Origin of the sequence: Ensifer adhaerens (genome assembly GCF_028993555.1) — a bacterium.
Classification (GTDB): Bacteria; Pseudomonadota; Alphaproteobacteria; order Rhizobiales; family Rhizobiaceae; genus Ensifer; species Ensifer adhaerens_I.
Map to the genome: position 1 here is coordinate 4,086,420 of NZ_CP118610.1, position 20,079 is coordinate 4,106,498.

The window sequence follows — 20,079 nt, forward strand, 5'->3', positions numbered from 1 at the left end:
GTGCGCAATCCATTCCGTCAGGAGACGAAGAACGTCGACAGGCCCTGACCGGCGGCAAAGGCCATGTAGGCAAGAACGGTGAAGTAGATCGTCGTCGCGATCAGGAAGAGATAGCCACCCGCCACCATCAGCCCGTCGCGCTGGATGATGCCAAGCGAGAGAAGCAGGATCGCGATCCCGGGCAGCGTGTTCGACAGCGGGATCAGCCCGAGCGGGAACATCAACAGCACGCCGCCGGCCATGATCATCAGCCCGTTGAAGCGGTTCATCACCGCCCCTTGTGTCAGGAAGCCGAGGCGCGGGCGAACGTAGCGGTCGAGCTTGGAGACGATGCTCGCTCCCTTCTGCAGCGTCGGCACCAGCTTTTCGGTCTCGATCTTGCGGTCGAGAATGCGCTGCGGCACCCAGGGCAGGCGGTTGAGCGTGATCGATACGGAGATCAGGATGATTGCTGCGCCGAAAACGGTGCTGACGCCGGGGATCGACACCGGCAACAGGAACGGCAGCGTCAGAAGTGCGCAGAGCAGCAGGAAACCCTGTTCGCCGATCTCGGTCATCAGTTCGCGCAGCGTGATCGTCTCGCCGCGGATGGAGGCAATCATGCCGTTGAGCGTGTCGCTGAGACTGCGTTGCGTGTCGCCGAACTCGATTGCCATCAAATCTTGCCTCGTCTTTATCAATGGGCGGCGGCGCAAAGCCGCACACATTTTATCCCGGTCGCCTGGATGTCCGTCCTACCAAGGGCATGTGAAGGATCGGTTATAGTGTGGCCCGACCGGCACACCCAGTCCGGGCAAACCGGCATTTGCCGGTAAACCATGGCGTGATTGGGACGCTTCTTCATCTTCCTGCCGCAATCGCTAGTATGAAGCACCTTTGAGCACCAATGGGGACAACTGATTCCATGATCAAGAAATGCGCCATTCTGGCTGTTGCGGCCATCTATCTTTCGGGATGCACCACCACCGATCCCTATACGGGTGAACAGAAGATGTCGAACACCGCTGGTGGCGCGCTGATTGGCGCAGGCCTCGGCGCTGCGACCGGTCTGCTTGTTGGTGGCAGTGCTGCAGGACGGCGCGACTCGGCACTTGTGGGCGCCGCGATCGGTGGCCTCGGCGGCGGCCTGATCGGCAACTACATGGACAGCCAGGAAGCGGAATTGCGCGCCCAGCTGCAGGGTACCGGCGTTTCGGTGACCCGTGCCGGCGACCGTATTATCCTCAACATGCCGTCGAACATCACGTTTGCGACCGACCGCGACCAGGTGATCCCGGCCTTCTACGACACGCTGAACTCGGTGGCGATCGTGCTGCGCAAGTTCAACAAGACGATGATCGACGTCGACGGTCACACCGACGCGACCGGCAGCGCCTCCTACAACCAGGGCCTCTCTGAGCGCCGTGCCGCTTCGGTTGCCAACTACCTGGCCGGCCAGGGCGTCGACCAGCGCCGCATGTCGGCCATGGGCTACGGCAAGGAGCGCCCGATCGCTTCGAACGGCACGGAAGCCGGCCGCGCGCAAAACCGCCGCGTCGAAATCTCGATCGCGCCGATCAAGGCCTGATCGGCAGATATCGATTGCCTGCAAGGGGCTGCGCCGCGAGGCGCGGCCTTTTTCATGTCTGCTTGAAGCGGTAGCGCAGCAGGCGTCCCATACGGCGCAGCATGGGGATCGCGCTGAAGAACTGGATCGCAATCCGCGCCATCGGCGACATGCGGGCGATCTGCGCGGCATCGTATTCGTGAATGTCTTCGAGTAACGTCAGCCCGGGCACCTCCCGTTCCAGCGCCCGTGCGTCCTCGATCCCCCAGCGAAGCTCAGCACCCGTCGCGCGCAAGGACGGGTTGAAGCGCAGGAGCTCGATGCCGAGATGGCTATAGGCGTCGAAGACGATCTCGCCGCCGGCAAGGCAGGTCACGACGCGCCGCAGCAGGTCGCGCACTTCCTGGTCGCGGAGATAGGGCAGCACCCCTTCGGCGACGACGATCACCGGCCGGTCATCTGGAATCCGGTCGATCCAGTCCCGCTCGGTGATGGAGGAGGCGACCGTCGTGCAGCCGATGCGATCCGGGAAGAGGCGCTGTCGCAAGGCGATGACATCCGGAAAGTCGACGTCGAACCAGGCGATGGAGGAAGGCGGATCGAGCCGCAGGATTCGCGTGTCGAGGCCGCAGCCAAGATTGAGCACAACCGCATCCGGGTGGTTCCCGATGAAAGCTCGGGTCCACCGATCGAGCAGATAGGCGCGCATCGCGATGCCGATCGTCATGTCGTGACCGACATTGGGCCCTTTCGCCTTGCCGTCGAGACGCCGCATCAGTTCGGCGGCAAAGCGATCGTGCAGGAGAGAATCGGGCAGTGCGCTCTCCGCTGCCTTTGCGCGGAGCGTGATCAGCAGCGTTTCGCGCACGCCATGAAGGCCGATGCTCGCGGCTTCCATCGTTTCCTCCTGACCGCGCTCCGTCGAATGGAGTTCGGGCGCCGCAGTCTTTTCGTCGCGGCCCGCTATCGGCTCGGCGGGCCGCATTGCCCGATAGGGCTCACGCCACCGTGCGTCTCGCGCGCCGTACGCGCCTGGCGGTCAGCACTGCCAGTGCGGGCAGCAGCGCGAACAGACCGAAGAGCCAGGTCGTTGCCAGCGCCACGCCACCTTCCGACGACGCTTCGATCCCGGCGAGGTTGGCAGTCAATCCTGCAAGCGCTGCGCCGAGTGCAGCGGCAAAGAGCTGGACGGTGGTGATCGAGCTCGATGCCTTCTCCGCTTCGCCTTCCGGCGCGAATTCATAGACGGCGGTAACGATATGCGGCCAGGCAAAGCCCATGCCGAAACCGACCGCGATGATGCCGACGCTGAGCGGCGCAGCGATCACCAGGAACTCTGCGCCTGCCATCGGCATGAACAGGGCGATCAGGGCTAGGCCGATGAAACCGAAGGCCGGACCGGCAAAGATCGTCTGCTTCGCTCTTTCTCCGTGCCAATGGGCACTGGTCATCGATCCCGCCGTCCAGCCGATCGACATCAGTGCTGCGATATAGCCGGCCAGCAGTGGCGACAGCCCATGCAATTCCTGCAGCAGGTACGGCACATAAATCTCAGGCTGCAGGCCCACCATCAGCAGGGTGATCGTAGCATAAAGGGCGGCCAGCGGGGAGGTGAGCGTAAAGCTGCCGGTGGGCAGAAGCTTGCCCGTTACCCGACGTTCGACGAACAGGAGGCTCAGGAACAGGAGGATCGCAATGCCGACGCAGCCGATCTGTTCCGTGGCCATGGTGCGCGTGCTCGCAATCGAAAGCGCAAGCACGATGCCGACGAGAAGCAGAAGTTGCAGCAGCGGGAGCGGCGTGCGCCCCTCTTCATCGGCGACCTTTCGCGGCAGCGTCGAGAAGGCGAGTGCGACAAGCAGCGCCGTCAGCGGCAGAAGAGACCAGAACGCGATGCGCCAGGTGGAGAACTCGGCAAACATGCCGCCGATCGCGGGGCCGATCAAAGTCGCCGTTCCCCAGGTTGCCGAGATCAGGCCGATGGCGCGGGTCCGCAGCTCGGGCCGGAACACCTGCCGGATAACGCCATAGGCGAGCGCATAGAGCAGGCCACCGCCGAAACCCTGGACCGCCCGGCCGGCAAGCAGCACCGCCATCGAAGGGGCCGTCGCGCAGAAGAGCGTCCCTAGGCCGAAGACCAGCGCGCCGATCGCATAGGCGCCGCCGGCACCGACGGCACCGAGCAGCCGCGCCGACAATGCGGCGCCGAGAATGGAAGCCGCGACGAAGACCGTTGTGCTCCAGGCGTAATATTCCAGACCGCCGATCTCGCGCACGATCGACGGCATGACCGTCGTCACCACGTAGATGTTGAGCGCATGCAGCGCGACGCCGCCGCTGAGCACCAGCGAATGCACGGCGTTTTCGCCCGAGAGCAGTGCGCTCCAGCCGGTTTCCTGTGGGGGAGCGGGAGTTTTTTCAAGCATGTCAGTACCTCACGCGGGGCACCGCAAGCGAACGCGCGCCGGCTCATCCGGAACCGGAAGTTCGCATTCGCTTCGGCGGTGCCGCTATGTCAGTGGAGCGCAGCCTCGCCAAAATGCGTGAGCTTGTCCGGGTTGCGCATGATGAAGATGTCGTTGACGTTTCCGTCACCGTCATAACCGAAGGCGACCGTCGCGGCGATCTCGTTTTTCGCCTCGTCCCGAAGCACGATGCCGCGGCCGCCGTTGATGTCGCCGATTTCCCAGACATAGTGCGCCCAGTATTCGGTAAGCCGATCGATGATGAAACCGAGCACGGTCTCCTTGCCGGAGAGCACGCCAAGCACGGTCGCCACCTTGCCGCCGCCGTCGGCGGTCAGCTTCACATCGGCTGAAAGAAGTGCGGAGAGCCCGGTGACATTACCGCCATGGATTGCCTGGTGGAAGGCCGATAGCAGCTCATCCTGGCGCTCGCGCGGTGTCTGGTGGCGGGCCTTCTCCAGGCCGATATTCGTCTTGGCACGCGACACCAGCTTGCGCGCGGTGGTCTCCAGCATGTCCAGCGTGTCGGCGACTTCGTCATAGGGCTGGCCGAAAATCTCGTGCAACAGGTAGGCGGCACGCTCCTTCGGCGTCAGCCGCTCGAGCATCAGCAGAAACGCGGTCGTCAGCGAGGAGGTCAGTGCCAGCTTTTCCTCGGCATTGTCGTCGCTCGTCGTGTGGATCGGTTCGGGCAGCCACGCGCCGACATAGTCGACGCGTTTGCGGTGTGCGGCCTTGAGCAGATCGAGGCACCGGCGTGTGCAGGCGGTCGTGAGCCAGGCCGCCGGCGTTTCGATCGATGCGCGGTCAACCTCCTGCCATTTGAGGAACGTGTCCTGCACCGCATCTTCCGCATCGGCGCGCGAGCCGAGGATGCGGTAGGCGAGGCCAAGAAGGCGCGGGCGCGCCTCCTCGAAGATCTGCATATGCTGCCTATCATTCATGTCAGTGCCTCGAAATCTGGATGCGGTTCCAAAGGTTGATCATCGCCACCGTCGAGGTGATGACGCTGATCTCCTTTTCGCTGAAGTGCTGGCGCAGCTCGGCGCGCAGTGGCGCAAAGTCGGTGCGTGGTTCGAGTTCGGTCAGCGCTTCGGTCCAGGCAAGCGCTGCTTTTTCGCGCGGTGTGAAATCACTCACCTGGTCCCAGACGATGATGCGGTCGAGCCGCTCGTTGCTCTCACCCTCGGCGCGGGATTCCTTGGTGTGCATCTTCACGCAGAAGCCGCAGCGGTTGATCTGCGAGGCGCGCAGCTGCACGAGATTGTGGATCGTCCGGTCGAGTCCGTGCAGGTCCATGGTCTTGTGCACATCGGCAAGTGCACCGAGCACATCCGGAATCTCCTGCTCGTAACGGACAGCCTTCGTATCGGTCATGGTCTCAACTCCATCGTGTTGTGTTGCTTATGACCATTTGACGATCGACGTCGGACACCTGTGACGCGGCTCGATGATTTTTCTCGCAGGATGCCAAGAAAAATGCATGACCTGATTATTTTGAAGAAGTTTCAATAATTTGGAGAGTCGCGATTTATCGCGGTGTATCAGGTCTTCGGCGGATAGCTGTGTTCGCCACCGCGAAAATCGGTGACCGTGTAGCAGCCGCCACCGTCGGCTGCGATCGCCGCCGCGCTGATCACCGCCTTGCCGTGGCCGCCGGGGATATCGAGGATGTAGGTCGGCTGGCAAAGGCCCGAGACCCGGCCGCGCAAGGCGGCAACCAGTGCCTGACCTTCCGCGATCGACAGGCGGAAATGGCTGGTGCCCGACGCCAGGTCCGGATGGTGCAGGTAGTAGGGTTTGATCCGTGTCTCGACGAAGGCGCGCATCAGGCTGGCGAGCACGTCGGCGTCGTCGTTGACGCCCTTCAAGAGCACCGATTGGCTGACCATCACGATACCGGCATCGATCAGTCGCGCCGAGGCGGCGCGCGCCTCTTCCGTCAGTTCGCGCGGGTGGTTGGCGTGCAGGGCGACATAGGTGGCCTTGCCGCTGGCCCTCAACGCCTCGATCAGGTCGGCGTCGATGCGTGACGGCTCGACCACCGGCACGCGCGTGTGGAAGCGGACGATCTTGACATGCGGGATCGGCTTCAGCCGTTCCATGAGCTCGGTTAGCCGCCGCGGCGACAGCACCAGCGGATCGCCGCCAGTGAGGATCACTTCCCAGATCTCTTCGTGGCTCGCGATATAGGCAATCGCCGCGTCGAGTTCGGCCGGCGTCAGCGTGCCGAGACCCTGCGGCCCGACCATCTCGCGGCGGAAGCAGAAGCGGCAATAGACCGGGCAGACATGCACGGCCTTCAAGAGTACCCGGTCCGGATAGCGATGGACGATGCCGGCAACGGGACTGTGCGGCTTGTCGCCGATCGGGTCATCGCGCTCCTCGGGCAGCAGCATCAGTTCGGCGGCATCGGGTACGAACTGCCGGGCGATCGGGTCGGCGGGATCGGCAGGATCGATGAGGCCGGCGATGACAGGGCTGATCGCGACGGCATAACGCTCTGCCACCGCGGCAACCGTCTCCTCCTTGCTGCGGTCGATGAGGCCAGCATCGACCAGCTCGCGCGCGGTCTTGATCGGGCGGTGCACGTTCACGCTCGTGTCTCCGCTACGGGCGCCCAAAGCACCTGGTCGATGCGCGACGCACCGGTTGCCAGCATCACCAGCCGGTCGAAGCCGAGTGCGATGCCGCTCGCCTCAGGCATGATGGCGAGCGCCGTCAGGAAATCCTCGTCGAGCGGATAGGTCTCGCCGTAGACCCGTGCCTTTTCGGCCATCTCCATCTCGAAACGCCGGCGTTGCTCAGCCGCGTCGGTCAGTTCGCCAAAGGCATTGGCGAGCTCGACGCCGCAGGCATAAAGCTCGAAGCGTTCGGCGACCCGCCGGTCGCGCGCCGCCGGCCGTGCCAACGCCGCTTCCGCCGTCGGATATTCATCGAGGATCGTCGCACGGCCAAAGCCGAGATGCGGCTCGACCTTTTCCACGAGCACGCGGCTGAAGAGATCGGCCCAGGTGTCATCATGGGCGACCCGCAGGCCTGCCCCGGTCATTGCCGCAGCGAGGTGCTCACGGTCGGTTTCGCCATTGGCGGCGATTGAGGCCAGCAGGTCGATGCCGGCAAAGCGCTTGAAGGCGTCCGCAACGCTCAGCCGTTCGGGTTCGGCGAAGGGGTCACAGATGTGTCCCTGGAAAGTGAACTGCTTGGTACCAGCGGTTTCGGCCGCGAGTGCCAGGATCTCGGCGCAGTCACGCATCAACGCCTCGTAGCTTTCACCGGCGCGATACCATTCGAGCATGGTGAATTCGGGATGATGCAGCGGCCCGCGCTCGCGGTTGCGATAGACATGGGCGAAGCAGGCGATGCGCTGTTCGCCGGCAGCAAGCAGCTTCTTGCAGGCGAACTCGGGCGACGTGTGCAGGTAGAGCGGATGGCCCGAACCGTCGTGGTTGAGCGCTTCCGTGGTGAAGGCGTGCAAATGCGCCTCGTTGCCGGGCGAGACCTGCAGCGTCGCCGTGTCCACCTCGATGAAATCGCGTGTCTCGAAGAACCGGCGCAACGCCGATTGGATCCGGTTGCGGCCGAGAAGAAACGGGCGCCGGTCGGCATGGACATCGGGCGTCCACCAGGGTGAGGCATGCGACATGATCGGTTCAGTCCAGGCTTTCTTCGTGCAGACAGCGGCTCAGGCTGGCTATTTGCACGAAATTAGGGTAGTGGCGGCGCGAAATCCTTCTTTCCGCGTCCTTCAGGGCCAGTGTTTCCGGCCCGCCGTGTCGCGCATACCTCTGTTACAAGGAAGACTAATGGTCAAGGTCATCGCTTCATCTGTCCGTAAGGGCAACGTTCTCGACGTCGACGGCAAGCTCTATGTCGTGCTTACCGCCCAGAACTTCCACCCGGGCAAGGGCACGCCGGTCACCCAGGTCGACATGCGCCGCATTTCCGACGGCGTGAAGGTGTCCGAGCGCTACCGCACGACCGAGCAGGTCGAGCGCGCCTTCGTCGAAGACCGCGAGCACACCTTCCTTTATGAAGATGCCGAAGGCTTCCACTTCATGAACCCGGAAAGCTACGACCAGCTGGTCATGACCACCGACGACATCGGTGATCTGAAGGCTTACCTCCAGGAAGGCATGGCCTGCATTCTTTCGGTCCACGAAGGCCTGGCGATCGCCATCGACCTGCCGCGCCACGTCATCCTCGAAATCACCGAGACCGAGCCGGTCGTCAAGGGCCAGACGGCATCGTCGTCCTACAAGCCGGCAGTTCTGTCGAATGGCGTTCGCACGCTCGTTCCGCCGCACATCCAGGCCGGCACCCGCGTCGTGATCGCGACGGAAGATGGCTCCTACGTCGAGCGCGCCAAGGACTGAGGCATCAGCCGAACAACATTCGAGCGGGGACGGCGGCGAAAGCTGCCGTCCCCGTTTTCGTTCCGGAACCTTCGATCAGCAACCAGAAATTTAAGGGGCGCATTTCGAAAATCGGGTGCTAGGATGCGGCCGCTAGTACGACGGTTGTCTCAAGAGGGCCTGCATGTTCCCATTGTCGCATATGATGAAGTCGTTCATTCGCAAGGGTCGCCTGACGGTGATCGATGCAGACGGCAAGCGCCACGTTTTTTCCGGCACACCCGGTCCCGAAGTCACGATGCGGCTTACCGACAAGAAGCTCTATCGCAGTCTCGTCTTCAATGCGGAACTCGCCGCCGGCGAAGCCTACATGGACGGCACCATGCGCTTCGAGGAGGGCTCGACGCTCAGGGACTTCCTGACGCTGTTTTCGATAAACCGGCTGTCGCTCGGCTCCTATCCGATCCAGAAGCTCCTGCGCGCGGTGAAGATGCGCTTCCGCAAGCGCCAGCAGGCAAACCCGAAGGGCAAGGCGCAGCAGAACGTTGCGCACCACTACGATCTCGGCAACGAGTTCTACAAGCTGTTCCTCGACGAGAACATGCTCTACTCCTGCGCCTATTTCCGCGAACCCAATGAGACGCTCGAGAAGGCGCAGCGCAACAAGCTGAGGCTGCTCGCCTCCAAGCTCTGCCTGGAACCCGGCATGAAGGTGCTCGATATCGGCTGCGGCTGGGGTGATCTCGCGATGTACCTTGCCGAACTCGCGGATGTGCAGGTGCTTGGCGTCACCCTTTCCAAGGAGCAGCAAGCGCTTGCCACCGAACGGGCGCGAAAGGCAGGTCTGGCCGACCGGGTGCGCTTCGAGCTTAGGGATTACCGCGATGTCCAGGGGCCGTTCGACCGCATCGTCTCGGTCGGCATGTTCGAACATGTCGGCGTCCATCACTATGACGAGTTCTTCAAGAAGCTGAATGCGCTGATGCCGGATGACGGCCTGGCTGTGCTGCACTCGATCGGCCACATGAGCCCACCCGGCATGGCGAGCCCCTGGCTCAGGAAGTACATTTTCCCCGGCGCCTATTCGCCGGCGCTTTCGGAGGTTTTCGAGGTCGTCGAACGCAACAGCCTCTGGGTCGCGGATCTCGAATTCCTGCGCGTGCATTACGCCACGACACTTGCCCATTGGGGCGCGCGCTTCGACGCGAACCGCGACAAGGTCATCGCTCTTTATGACGAGCGCTTTGCCCGCATGTGGGAGTTCTACCTGATCAGCGCCGAGATGATGTTCCGCACCGGCAGCCAGCTCGTCTTCCACATGCAGCTCTCGCGCTCGCGTGATGCGGCGCCGATCGTACGCGACTACATCACCGATCGGCAACGCGATTTCATGGCCCGCGAACAGGCGCTGGCGCTCAACCTTTGAAAGGGTGATCGCCGTCGCTGTCCCAGCGCAGACGCTTGTAGTCGAAGCCGAACTCGAGCGTCGGCTTCACGATCGCGAAGAAGGGCGAAAGGTCGAAATCCCGAGGCGTATAGAGCGAGTGGTGCCGGATGTGCAAAATCTCCTCGCGCGAATAGGTCGAGGTCGCAGCGGCGCGGCCGGGGGCACGTGTGACTTCCGGCAGGATCGGGTAGCGGATCTGCTCGAAGGCGGCCGCGATCAGGGTCGAGCAGATCGCTCGCGTCGGGTCGCCGGAGCCGAAGGCAAGCAGGCGCCGCCGCCAGCGCACCGGCACCGGCGGGGTCGGCATGAAGTAGCGCAACATGTCGAGGATGTTCTTCAGGTCGTACTTCATTCCGAGCCGCGAGATCATGAAGCCGACGAGCGCCGTGCGGTCATCCGGCGTCAGCGCGATCGGCCGGCAGATGCGGGTGTTGAACGACGCGTATTTCTTCAGCGGCACCGCGATGCATCCTTCGCCGATGTTGACCTCGATGAGCTGCGGACGCTCGATGACCGGCAGCGTTGCCTGATCGAGCGTCAACGGCATCTGGTCGCCGGCAAAGAAGGCGGCGTGTGACCAGGTCGATTGCGTCAGATACTTGATCGCGGCCGATACCTTCTGGTTGCCCTCGATCAGGAGAACGTCGCCCGGACGCAGCGTGCGCGCCAGGGTTTCCTGATCGGAAGGGGTATAGGGCTCGTAGCCGGACGTCTGTGCTTGCAGGCGCGCGGCGAGCCTGGCGCCGAGCCGATCCAAAAACGTGTCCTTTCTTTCGGAAAGCGGATAGATGGTCCTCATCGAGGCGATCGCTCCGGGAATGACGGGGATTCGCGAGAGCCTTCATCGTGGCTGAGCCGCGACAGTCTGTCGAGAGATTGTCGCATGATTGCATGGCTTTGGCCTTGACGGTGCAGTCTCGGTTTTCTATTTTTAGAATTATTCTAAAGAAGGTTTTCTCTCAATGCTTTCACGCCTCTTCTCCCGTTCCAAACGTCCCTTTCTTTCCCTAAGCGAGCAGGAAATCCTGGCTCTCGCGATCTCGTCCGAGGAGGACGACGGGCGCATCTATCTCGCCTATGCCGACGCGCTCCGGCAGCAATATCCCCACTCGGCAAAAGTGTTCGAGGAAATGGCGGAGGAGGAAAGCCACCACAGGCAGTGGTTGATCGACCTGCACGTCCAGCGCTTCGGCAGCCGCATTCCGCTCATCCGGCGCGAACACGTGCGTGACTTCCCCGAGCGCAAACCCGACTGGCTGATTGCCGAAATGCCGATCGAGAAGGCGCGCGAGGAGGCAGAAGCGATGGAGGAAGCGGCGCACCGCTTCTATGTCGAGGCCGCGGCAAGAACCCAGGATGCCGCTACCCGCAAGCTGCTCGGCGATCTCGCGATCGCGGAAAAATCGCATGAATCGCTCGCCCGGCGGCTTGGCGAAGAGCACACGCCCGCGGACGTGCGTGCTGAAGAAGACCAGACGTCGCGCCGCCAGTTCATCCTCACTTACGTGCAGCCGGGCCTTGCCGGCCTGATGGATGGCTCGGTTTCGACGCTGGCGCCGATCTTTGCCGCCGCGTTTGCGACCCAGGATACCTGGCAGACCTTCCTGGTCGGCCTCTCGGCCTCGGTCGGTGCCGGCATCTCCATGGGCTTCACCGAGGCGGCCCACGATGACGGCAAGCTTTCGGGGCGAGGGTCACCGATCAAGCGTGGTCTTGCCTCCGGCATCATGACGGCGCTCGGCGGCCTCGGCCACGCACTGCCCTACCTGATCCCGCATTTCTGGACGGCGACCGCCACGGCGGCTGTGATCGTCTTCTTCGAGCTCTGGGCGATCGCCTTCATCCAGAACCGCTACATGGAGACGCCGTTCCTGCGGGCAGCATTCCAGGTGGTGCTTGGCGGCGGCCTGGTGCTCGCTGCCGGCATCCTGATCGGTAACGCGTGACGGCTGAGCGGCAAATACGAAAAAGGGCCGGTCGGACCGGCCCTTTTGAAACTCTTTGCTTTGCCTTGGATCAGTTGCCGACCGAGCCGACGACGACTTCGGCGCCGTTCTGGATGGTGACCCAACGGCCGCTGTGGTTCGTTGCCTGGCGCTTCAGGTAGCGGTAGGGCGTGTTGGTCCAGAGCTTTACGCCGTTTTCGAGATTGTCGAGAATGAAGTCGCCCTGCGAGGTGCGGACGGTCAGCACCGCATGGCCTTCGCCATCGGGCTTGCGAACGACGGTGATCAGCAGATCGCTCGCCGAGAAGCCTTTGTTCATCAGGCGCTTGCGCTTTTCAAGCACGAAGTCCTCGCAGTCGCCGGCGTTGTCCGGATAGGACCAGACTTCGTCCCTGCCGTGCAGTTCCAGGTCGGTGACCGGCATGATCTCGCGATTGACCGCAGCATTGACCTGCCGGATGGCGGCCCAGCCGCGTTCGGTCACGCGCGGCGCAACCGTTCCCTTGGAGCGCACATTGCATTCGCTCTTGTACTTCTGGCAAAATTCATAGTGGCCGATCGGCTGCGATGTCGCGGCGCCAGTCTGCATGTATGGAGAAGAACCTGCCTGTGCAGGAATTGCCGTGTTTGCTGAAATGAAAAGCGCGCAGACTGCCGCGATGCTTCCCTTAACCCCAGTCCAAGACGCCATGCAAATCCCCTGCAACGCGGTATGCCGGGCTCTTCCTGTCCGGACGTATTCGCGCAATCCTGAGTTGAAGGCAGCTTCCTTAGGTTCGTCCCCGCTGCTGCTCTAATCGTTAATAAAGAGTTAATCGTGTCGACGCTGCAGAGTCAATCGTCGGATTCGGTGCATCGGATTTTATGGTTAAAAGCGCTGTCGTGCGCGCGAAAACCCTTGCGCCGTGGGCGGTCCACGGCGCAGGGCGGTTTTTCGGGCTAGGTGCGGCGGAAGGGGCGGGCGTTTTCCCGCCTGGGCTCAGGCGAGCATCGTGCCGATGGCCTGCTTCATTTTAGCGATGTCTTCTTCACGCGAAAGGCGATGGTCGCCATCGCGGATGAGTGTCATGACGACATCGTCGCAGGGCAGATGCTCCATCAGCCGCAGCGCATGGGTATAGGGCACATCGGGGTCGCACATGCCTTGCAGAATGTGCACCGGGCAGCCGGTCGTGATCGTGCCCTCGAGCACCCGGTTCGCGCGCCCGTCTTCGATGAGGGCGCGGGTGAAGATGTTCGGCTCCGGGCTGTATTCGGAAGGCTCCTCGAAATAGCCGCGTTCGGCAAGCGAGGCTCTCTCCGCTTCCGTCAGGTTGGGTTCGATCAGTTCGGCGGTGAAGTCCGGCGCCGGCGCAATCAGCACCACGCCGGCAACGCGTGATCCGTCGCCACGCCGCTGGAGTTCCTGGATAACCCGCAACGCAATCCAGCAGCCCATCGAAGAGCCGATCAGCACGACGCGGCCTGGCGCCGCCCGATCAATGACCGCAAGGCTTTCCTCGAGCCAGCGCGAGATCGTGCCATCGGTGAAGGCGCCGCCGGAGGCGCCGTGGCCGGAATAGTCGAAGCGCACACAGGCGGTCCCCCGTTCCATGGCATAGCGCTCAACCTCCACCGCCTTGGTGCCGGTCATGTCCGAGCGGTAGCCGCCGAGCCAGACGAGCGTCGGCTGCCCTGAGGGCTTTTCCGGGTGGCGCACGCGCATTGCGATCCTGCGCTCAGCCGCAGGCGCGCCGACGTCGATGAAGCTGATTTCCGTCTCGGCTGGCGTATCCTGCATGCAATTTCTCTCCAAAGGCCGGTTTCGCTGGCGATTTTCTTTCTAAAACAGATTCGCCTTGGTATCGACAGGTGGTGATTTTCCTTGCAAGCCGTGCTATTGACTCTCGCGCCGCAATTCACACATTGCCGTCGGTGACAGATTCAGGCGCTTCGTTTGTGATCGCGCCGACGATCGAATTAAACAACATTTCGGAAATAGCTCGAGGAGAGTACGACCATTCGCAGACCGTTCAAAGCGGACGCCCCAGTCAAGGAGGGGCCGCGCTCAAACAAGGAAATCCGGGTTCCCCGGGTTCAGCTTATCGATGCCGAAGGCCAGAATATCGGTGTCGTACCGATCGACCAGGCGCTCCGCATGGCGGAAGAGGCCGGTCTCGATCTGGTAGAAATCGCACCGAACTCTGAACCGCCGGTGTGCAAGATTCTGGATCTTGGCAAGCTGAAATACGCCAACCAGAAGAAGGCGGCCGAAGCGCGCAAGAAGCAGAAGATCGTCGAAATCAAAGAAATCAAGATGCGCCCGAACATCGACACGCATGACTATGACGTGAAGATGAAGGCGATGAACCGGTTCTTCGAGGACGGCGACAAGGTCAAGGTCACGCTGAAGTTCCGCGGCCGCGAAATGGCCCACCAGGAACTGGGCATGAAGCTTCTGCTTCAGGTCAAGGATGATACCCAGGCGATCGCCAAGGTGGAGGCCGAGCCGAAGCTCGAAGGCCGCCAGATGATGATGGTTCTGGCGCCGCGCTAAGCCGCCGCTGCCATCGATCGCAGAAGTGATGAAAGCCGCCTTCCGGGCGGCTTTTTTCGTTGCCGGAACCATGCCGGCGCTTTCTGACAGAATGCTGACAACCACCCTCAGCGGTCTGTCAGCGGGCGGATGCCATTCTCCGTGCATAGGCAACAGGAGAAGGACCGGAGATCATGAGTTCAGCGCTGCGAAAAGCCCTACTTGTTTCCACGCTCGGTCTGTGCGGGCTCGTTTCGGCACCCATCGGCCTGTCGGTAATCGCAACTGGTCCGGCGCATCCTTTCTCGGCCGCAGCTCTTGCCGATGATGATGATGATGATGATCACGGCGGTAATGATCGTGGTGGCCGCGGTCATGACGGACGGGACGATCGCGGTCACGATGACGACAACGACCGGCATGGCGTTGATCGGGATGATGACGGCGACGATCATCATCGCGGCCCGGGCCGACGCGACGACGATGATGATGATGATGATTTCGACGATAACGACGACGTGCGCGATGCCCGCGATCGTCCCGAGATCGAACTCCGCGTGTCCGAGGAAAGCCTTCGCGGTCTGCGCGACGGATCGCTGATCGCCGTCGATGATCTCGGCCGTGTGCTCGAGGTCGAAGTGGAGTTCGAAGATGGCGTTCGCATTGTGACCGTCGAGCCGCACCGCGGCGATTTCCGCCGTAACCCGGGACCGATTACCAGCGTCTCGATCAAGCCGGCACGCTGATCTGTTCGGAACTTGCCCGGCGCATTACCCCCGCACCCTGCGCCGGTGCAAGGGTCGACCGCCACAGCTCGCCCGGCGGTTCGACCCTGCCAAGCGCATGCCCCCGTGCCCACGTGGCGCTGGGGGTATGCGCGTTGCTGGCGTTGTGGCGATAGCGTTGGCTGGCGCGTCATGGGCGCCGGCTCGGGACGCCAGCCCGCAAACGCGCCAAGGAAAACGACTCTGAACGGAAACGGCGACCGCGACTGGATGACGCCATGGCGATGACACGACGAGACCTGATTGCGCTCTTCTGCTGTTCGTTCCTGCTTTCGCTTGCGCCGCAACCCGGTCGCTTGGCAGCCCTTGCCAAGGACGGCGAGTCCGGCAGCGATGGTGGTTCGCATGGAGGCGATAGCGGTAGCAGTGGCCACGGTGGCGGAGACGATGACCACGATGACGATCGCGGAAACAAGGGCGACGGCAACGACGGCGATGATGACGATGACGATGAAGACGACGACGGTGATGGTGGCACTGGCGGCGGCGGTCGCCGCAGCGACCAGGAGCGCGCGCGCGATGCCGTGGAGAAAGGCGATATCCTGCCGTTGAAGGACGTTCTCCGACTGGTCGACGAGGACAGATACGGCAGGGTCATCGGCGTTGATCTCAGGCGCTCCGGCAGCAGCGAGGTTTACCGTCTGCGCACGCGCGACCGGCAGGGGACGATCCGCAACCTGCGCATCAATGCGCGCACTGGAAAGTTCATGAACATCTTTGGTTTCTGAGGGGCGGCATGCGCATTCTTCTGGCGGAGGACGATCCCAACATAGCAGCCCACGTGACAAGCAGGCTCGAGGCGGCGGGCTACGGCGTTGATCGGCTCGCCTTGAGTCCAGACATCTGGGAGCGCGGCGAAAGCGGCAACTATACCGCGATCATTCTCGACCTTGGCCTGCCGGGCATGGACGGGCTGTCGATCCTCAAGCGCTGGCGGCAGGCCGGGCTGGAGACGCCGGTGCTGGTGCTGACGGCGCGAGGCTCCTGGATGGAGCGCGTCGACGGGTTCGACGCCGGTGCGGACGACTATCTGCCGAAACCCTTTCGCGCGGAGGAACTGCTGGCGCGGCTGCGGGCCCTGCTGCGGCGCGCCGGTCCGCGCATCACGTCTGTCCGCGCCGCCGGGCGTTTCATCCTCGACGAGGCGACGCGACGTGTGACCTTCGACGGAGAGCCGCTTGAACTCAGCCCGCTCGAGTATCGGATGATCGCGCTCTTCGTGGATCGCAAGGGCCAGGTCATCACGCCGCTGGAACTGGCAAGCCATGTTCAGGGGCGCGATGACGATGCGGCCAAGAATGCCGTCGAAGCGATGATCGGCCGTCTGCGCAAGAAGACAGGAAGCGGTGCGATCGAGACCCGTCGCGGCTTCGGCTACGTTCTACCGGACGGCCCGGCATGATCCGGTCACTGCGGCTGAGGCTCGCCATCGGCGCCTCGATCGCCATAGGCCTGGTGCTGCTGGTGGTCTGGCTCTCCTTGAGCAGGCTATTTACCGATTACGTCGTCGATCGCTATCGCGCGGAGATGGCGACGCTGGTCGATACGATTGCCGCCCAGGTAGCGGTGCGCAACGGCGAACTCGTCCTGCCACGAGAGCCGGCTGATCCGCGGCTGAGCCTGCCGGCCGGCGGACGCTACTGGCAGATCACCAGCGACGGCCGTGCGCCCATCCGTTCGCGCTCTTTGTGGGATACGGTCATCGACGGCGATCGCCCATCGGCGGCGCGCCATCTGGGGTTCCTGGAGATGGAAGGTCCGGACGGAGCGCCCGTGCTGGTCTACCAGCAGGCGCTGACCCTCGGTGAGGGGCCGGAGGCACAACGGTTTTCTGTTGCTGCCGGCTTTGCGCGCAGCGAGCTTGACGATGCGCTGGCCGCCTTTCACAGCCAGATCCGGCTTATGCTCGTTGCAACCGCCCTCGTGCTCGCCGGCGCTGCGTTCCTGCAAGGTGCCCTCGGACTTTTGCCGCTGGTGCGCTTGCGCGAGAGGGCAGCCCGTGTTCGCTCCGGCGAAGAGAAGGACTTCGGCTCGGCCGGTCCAAGCGAAGTGCGGCCGCTGGTCGCCGAGATAAATCTACTGCTTTCCGAGCGCGAGGCAGCCTTGACGCAAGCGCGCGCCCGTGCCAGCGACCTTGCCCACGGCCTGAAGACGCCGTTGACCGTGCTCGCACAACTGGTCGAAAGCCTGCCGCAGGACCAGCGTCGGATCGCGCTCGAGCAGGTCGATCTCGTGCGCCAGCGCGCCGATCGCCAGCTTCAGGCAGCTCGTATGGGCGTGGAGCGCATGGCGACCACGTCGATTGCCAGCCTTGGTGGCAAGCTGGTCAACGTGCTGCGCCCGATCACGGGCGAGCGCGACGTCGTCTGGGAGGTGGATATCGACCCGTCAATCTCGCTCGACGTCGATCCGGCCGACCTCGCCGAATGCCTCGGCAACTTGCTCGACAACGCCGCCAAATGGGCGCGGACCCGCATCCGCCTTTCGGCCGAGGCGGCCGGCGGGCGCGTGCGCATTGTCGTTGGCGATGATGGTCCGGGCGTCGCCGAGGGCGACCGGGAACAGGCGTTGCGCCGCGGGACGCATGGCGAGAACGCGGCGGGCAATCACGCCGCAAACACCGGTCTCGGACTTGCGATCAGCGCCGATATCGCGGATGCCTATGGTGCGGTGCTGTCGCTCGGGCAGTCGCCGTTGGGCGGCCTCGAGACCGCGTTGACTTTCGAGGCGAGTGGCGGCCGTCTCAAACCGCGCGATCCCGCCTAGGGTACGTGCTGCCAACGTGCTAGAGATGCGTTGGGCAACGATAGCGAAGCGCCCGGCCGCGCGCTTGCGGCGCCATCTTCGATTCCCCAGTTGCGCTTTTCGGGATGTGCGGTTATAAGCCCCCGTCCGAACGGTCCGGCAGGGCATGCCGTGGCCGTTCTTAACGCTGGAAATGGACCTCGTCTGTCCGTTTCGAATTCTTAAGAACAATGGAGTAGCAAAATGCCCAAGATGAAGACGAAATCGTCTGCCAAGAAGCGGTTCAAGATCACCGCGACCGGCAAGGTTCGTGCAGCGGCTGCTGGTAAGCGCCACGGCATGATCAAGCGTACCAATAAGTTCATCCGCGACGCGCGTGGAACCATGGTTCTCGCCGAGCCCGATGGCAAGAAGGTCATCAAGAACTACCTGCCGAACGGTCTCTAAGACTTTCAGGCATATTGGACACGTTAAGGAGATCATGACATGGCACGTGTAAAACGCGGCGTTACCGCCCACGCCAAGCACAAGAAGACGCTCAAGGCAGCCAAGGGCTTCTACGGCCGTCGCAAGAACACCATCCGCGCCGCCAAGGCAGCGGTTGACCGTTCGAAGCAGTACGCTTACCGCGACCGCAAGGTCAACAAGCGCAACTTCCGCGCTCTCTGGATCCAGCGCATCAACGCTGCCGTCCGCGAATTCGGCCTGACCTACGGCCGCTTCATCGACGGCCTGAACAAGGCTGGCATCGAAGTCGACCGCAAGGTTCTGTCCGACATGGCGATCCATGAGCCGGCAGCATTCGGCGCCCTCGTCGAAGCTTCCAAGAAGGCGCTTGCCTACCTCAAGGAAGCCGGCACGACGAACGAGTTTGAAAGCGCTGTCCGTTAAGCCAGCGTTTTCCCAAAACCGTACTTAAAATTCGTTGGGAAACCCGCGCTGGCAGGGCTAGCGCGGGTTTTTCTTTTTTCGCGAGATGAACGTGCGAGACGGCCAAAAGGAACTGCCCCGGTTCCGCCTTTCGACGACGCTTCGGCCGGGCCTCCGGCTTCGTCGTCCTTGCGTCTTTGCACCGGCATTCTTTGCGACCGCGGCGCGATCACATTCCTGAAGACTTGAGCCGATATAGAACCGAACCCATTCCCGCATCGAGGCAGGATAGAATGAGCGAACTGGAAACACTGGAACGGACACTGCTGGCGGACATCGATGCCGCGGGCGATGAGGGATCGATCGAGGCCGTGCGCGTCAATGCACTCGGCAAGAAGGGCTCGATCTCCGAGCTCTTGAAGACGCTGGGCACCATGACGCCGGAAGAGCGTCAGACCCGCGGTGCGCAGATCAACGCGCTGAAGACCACGGTCGCCGACGCGATCGCCGCCCGCAAGTCGGCGCTGAAGGATCAGGCGATTGCCGAGCGCCTCGCTCGCGAGACGGTCGACATCAGCTTGCCGGTGCGTTCGTCGCCGGCCGAGCGTGGCCGTATTCACCCGATCAGCCAGATCGTCGACGAAATCAGCGCGATCTTCGGCGACATGGGTTTCTCGATCGCCGAAGGTCCGGACATCGAGACCGACTACTACAACTTCACGGCGCTGAATTTCCCTGAAGGTCATCCGGCCCGCGAGATGCACGACACCTTCTTCTTCAACCCGGATGAGAAGGGCGACCGCAAGGTCCTGCGTACGCACACCTCGCCGGTGCAGATCCGCACCATGGAAGCTGAGCAGCCGCCGATCCGCATCATCATCCCCGGCAAGACCTATCGCCAGGATTCCGACGCGACGCACTCGCCGATGTTCCATCAGGTCGAGGGCCTGGTCATCGACAAGGCGGCGAACGTCGCCAACATGCGCTGGGTGCTCGAAGAATTCTGCAAGGCCTTCTTCGAGGTCGACCAGGTGACGATGCGTTTCCGCCCGTCGTTCTTCCCCTTCACCGAGCCGTCGTTCGAAGTCGACATCCAGTGCGACCGCTCCGGCCCGATCGTGAAGTTCGGCGAAGGCACCGACTGGATGGAAATCCTCGGCTGCGGCATGGTGCATCCGAACGTGCTGCGCTCCGGCGGGCTCGATCCGGACGAGTACCAGGGTTTTGCCTGGGGCATGGGCCTCGACCGCATCGCCATGCTGAAATACGGCATGCCGGACCTGCGCGACTTCTTCAACGCCGACGTTCGCTGGATGACCCATTATGGCTTCCGCCCGCTCGACATGCCGACCTTGTTCGGCGGCCTCTCGGCCTGATCGCGTAGAATTATAGGACACAGGTGAAA

Annotated in this window: 22 protein-coding genes; 11 read left to right on the forward strand and 11 right to left on the reverse strand. The window is 62.9% G+C overall.

The window, feature by feature from the left end; all coding sequences use genetic code 11:
• Positions 1–17 precede the first annotated feature (17 nt).
• Entirely contained in the window at positions 18–656 is a 639-nt protein-coding gene (locus tag PWG15_RS19685; protein ID WP_275022247.1) for an exopolysaccharide biosynthesis protein, read from the reverse strand.
• A 248-nt stretch (positions 657–904) separates the two neighbouring features.
• Between PWG15_RS19685 and PWG15_RS19690 the strand changes: the two genes are divergently transcribed.
• Positions 905–1,567, forward strand: coding sequence for a YiaD family glycine zipper/OmpA-like lipoprotein (locus tag PWG15_RS19690; RefSeq protein WP_275022248.1), 663 nt, complete (start codon positions 905–907; stop codon positions 1,565–1,567).
• A gap of 52 nt (positions 1,568–1,619) precedes the next feature.
• Here PWG15_RS19690 and PWG15_RS19695 read toward each other — a convergent pair whose 3' ends face one another.
• From PWG15_RS19695 to epmA, 6 genes are all read right to left on the reverse strand, one after another.
• Entirely contained in the window at positions 1,620–2,444 is an 825-nt protein-coding gene (locus tag PWG15_RS19695) for a class I SAM-dependent methyltransferase (protein ID WP_275022249.1), read from the reverse strand.
• 100 nt (positions 2,445–2,544) lie between these two features.
• Positions 2,545–3,972 (reverse strand): MFS transporter, encoded by a 1,428-nt coding sequence (locus PWG15_RS19700; protein WP_275022250.1) that lies wholly within the window; start codon positions 3,970–3,972, stop codon positions 2,545–2,547.
• 89 nt (positions 3,973–4,061) lie between these two features.
• On the reverse strand, positions 4,062–4,955 hold the full coding sequence (sigJ, locus tag PWG15_RS19705; RefSeq protein ID WP_275022251.1) for an RNA polymerase sigma factor SigJ: 894 nt from the start codon (positions 4,953–4,955) through the stop codon (positions 4,062–4,064).
• Position 4,956: 1 nt separating this feature from the next.
• Positions 4,957–5,388: a carboxymuconolactone decarboxylase family protein gene (locus PWG15_RS19710; protein ID WP_275022252.1), complete on the reverse strand. Its 432-nt coding sequence runs from the start codon at positions 5,386–5,388 to the stop codon at positions 4,957–4,959.
• Between the two features lie 167 nt (positions 5,389–5,555).
• Complete coding sequence (locus PWG15_RS19715) at positions 5,556–6,608, reverse strand: lysine-2,3-aminomutase-like protein (RefSeq protein ID WP_275022253.1); 1,053 nt, start codon at positions 6,606–6,608, stop codon at positions 5,556–5,558.
• Positions 6,605–7,657: an EF-P lysine aminoacylase EpmA gene (gene epmA / locus PWG15_RS19720; RefSeq protein ID WP_275022254.1), complete on the reverse strand. Its 1,053-nt coding sequence runs from the start codon at positions 7,655–7,657 to the stop codon at positions 6,605–6,607. Before epmA ends, PWG15_RS19715 begins: the two co-directional genes overlap by 4 nt.
• 160 nt (positions 7,658–7,817) lie before the next feature.
• Between epmA and efp the strand changes: the two genes are divergently transcribed.
• Both efp and PWG15_RS19730 read left to right on the forward strand, forming a co-directional pair.
• Complete coding sequence (gene efp / locus PWG15_RS19725; protein ID WP_275022255.1) at positions 7,818–8,387, forward strand: elongation factor P; 570 nt, start codon at positions 7,818–7,820, stop codon at positions 8,385–8,387.
• 163 nt (positions 8,388–8,550) lie between these two features.
• Positions 8,551–9,792: an SAM-dependent methyltransferase gene (locus tag PWG15_RS19730; protein ID WP_275022256.1), complete on the forward strand. Its 1,242-nt coding sequence runs from the start codon at positions 8,551–8,553 to the stop codon at positions 9,790–9,792.
• Here PWG15_RS19730 and PWG15_RS19735 read toward each other — a convergent pair.
• Positions 9,782–10,612: a C40 family peptidase gene (locus tag PWG15_RS19735; protein WP_275022257.1), complete on the reverse strand. Its 831-nt coding sequence runs from the start codon at positions 10,610–10,612 to the stop codon at positions 9,782–9,784. The two genes, PWG15_RS19730 and PWG15_RS19735, sit on opposite strands and share 11 nt — an antisense overlap.
• 163 nt (positions 10,613–10,775) lie before the next feature.
• Here PWG15_RS19735 and mbfA point away from each other — a divergent pair, with 163 nt between their 5' ends.
• Entirely contained in the window at positions 10,776–11,759 is a 984-nt protein-coding gene (gene mbfA / locus PWG15_RS19740; RefSeq protein WP_275022258.1) for an iron exporter MbfA, read from the forward strand.
• 70 nt (positions 11,760–11,829) lie between these two features.
• Here mbfA and PWG15_RS19745 read toward each other — a convergent pair whose 3' ends face one another.
• Both PWG15_RS19745 and PWG15_RS19750 read right to left on the reverse strand, forming a co-directional pair.
• Positions 11,830–12,450 carry a transglutaminase-like cysteine peptidase gene (locus PWG15_RS19745; protein ID WP_275022259.1) on the reverse strand — a complete coding sequence of 207 codons (621 nt, stop codon included), beginning with the start codon at positions 12,448–12,450 and terminating at the stop codon, positions 11,830–11,832.
• Between the two features lie 288 nt (positions 12,451–12,738).
• Positions 12,739–13,539 (reverse strand): alpha/beta hydrolase, encoded by an 801-nt coding sequence (locus PWG15_RS19750; RefSeq protein ID WP_275022261.1) that lies wholly within the window; start codon positions 13,537–13,539, stop codon positions 12,739–12,741.
• 219 nt (positions 13,540–13,758) lie between these two features.
• On the opposite strand from PWG15_RS19750, the gene infC reads away from it, so the two are divergent.
• Positions 13,759–14,295: a translation initiation factor IF-3 gene (gene infC, locus PWG15_RS19755; RefSeq protein WP_173518054.1), complete on the forward strand. Its 537-nt coding sequence runs from the start codon at positions 13,759–13,761 to the stop codon at positions 14,293–14,295.
• 197 nt (positions 14,296–14,492) lie between these two features.
• Here infC and PWG15_RS19760 read toward each other — a convergent pair whose 3' ends face one another.
• Positions 14,493–14,957: a hypothetical protein gene (locus PWG15_RS19760; RefSeq protein ID WP_275022262.1), complete on the reverse strand. Its 465-nt coding sequence runs from the start codon at positions 14,955–14,957 to the stop codon at positions 14,493–14,495.
• A 320-nt stretch (positions 14,958–15,277) separates the two neighbouring features.
• On the opposite strand from PWG15_RS19760, the gene PWG15_RS19765 reads away from it, so the two are divergent.
• The 6 genes from PWG15_RS19765 (at position 15,278) to pheS (ending at position 20,050) form a co-directional block, all read left to right on the forward strand.
• A complete protein-coding gene (locus tag PWG15_RS19765; RefSeq protein ID WP_275022263.1) occupies positions 15,278–15,787 on the forward strand; it encodes a PepSY domain-containing protein in 510 nt (169 codons plus the stop codon).
• Positions 15,788–15,795: 8 nt separating this feature from the next.
• The gene (locus PWG15_RS19770) at positions 15,796–16,461 is read left to right on the forward strand and encodes a response regulator transcription factor (RefSeq protein ID WP_275022264.1); all 666 of its coding nucleotides are present in this window, start codon (positions 15,796–15,798) and stop codon (positions 16,459–16,461) included.
• Positions 16,458–17,825 carry a sensor histidine kinase gene (locus PWG15_RS19775; protein WP_275022265.1) on the forward strand — a complete coding sequence of 456 codons (1,368 nt, stop codon included), beginning with the start codon at positions 16,458–16,460 and terminating at the stop codon, positions 17,823–17,825. Before PWG15_RS19770 ends, PWG15_RS19775 begins: the two co-directional genes overlap by 4 nt.
• A 222-nt stretch (positions 17,826–18,047) precedes the next feature.
• Entirely contained in the window at positions 18,048–18,251 is a 204-nt protein-coding gene (gene rpmI / locus PWG15_RS19780; RefSeq protein WP_065372108.1) for a 50S ribosomal protein L35, read from the forward strand.
• A 39-nt stretch (positions 18,252–18,290) separates the two neighbouring features.
• Positions 18,291–18,695: a 50S ribosomal protein L20 gene (rplT, locus tag PWG15_RS19785; protein ID WP_275022268.1), complete on the forward strand. Its 405-nt coding sequence runs from the start codon at positions 18,291–18,293 to the stop codon at positions 18,693–18,695.
• Between the two features lie 272 nt (positions 18,696–18,967).
• Positions 18,968–20,050 carry a phenylalanine--tRNA ligase subunit alpha gene (pheS, locus tag PWG15_RS19790; protein ID WP_275022269.1) on the forward strand — a complete coding sequence of 361 codons (1,083 nt, stop codon included), beginning with the start codon at positions 18,968–18,970 and terminating at the stop codon, positions 20,048–20,050.
• Positions 20,051–20,079: the final 29 nt, after the last annotated feature.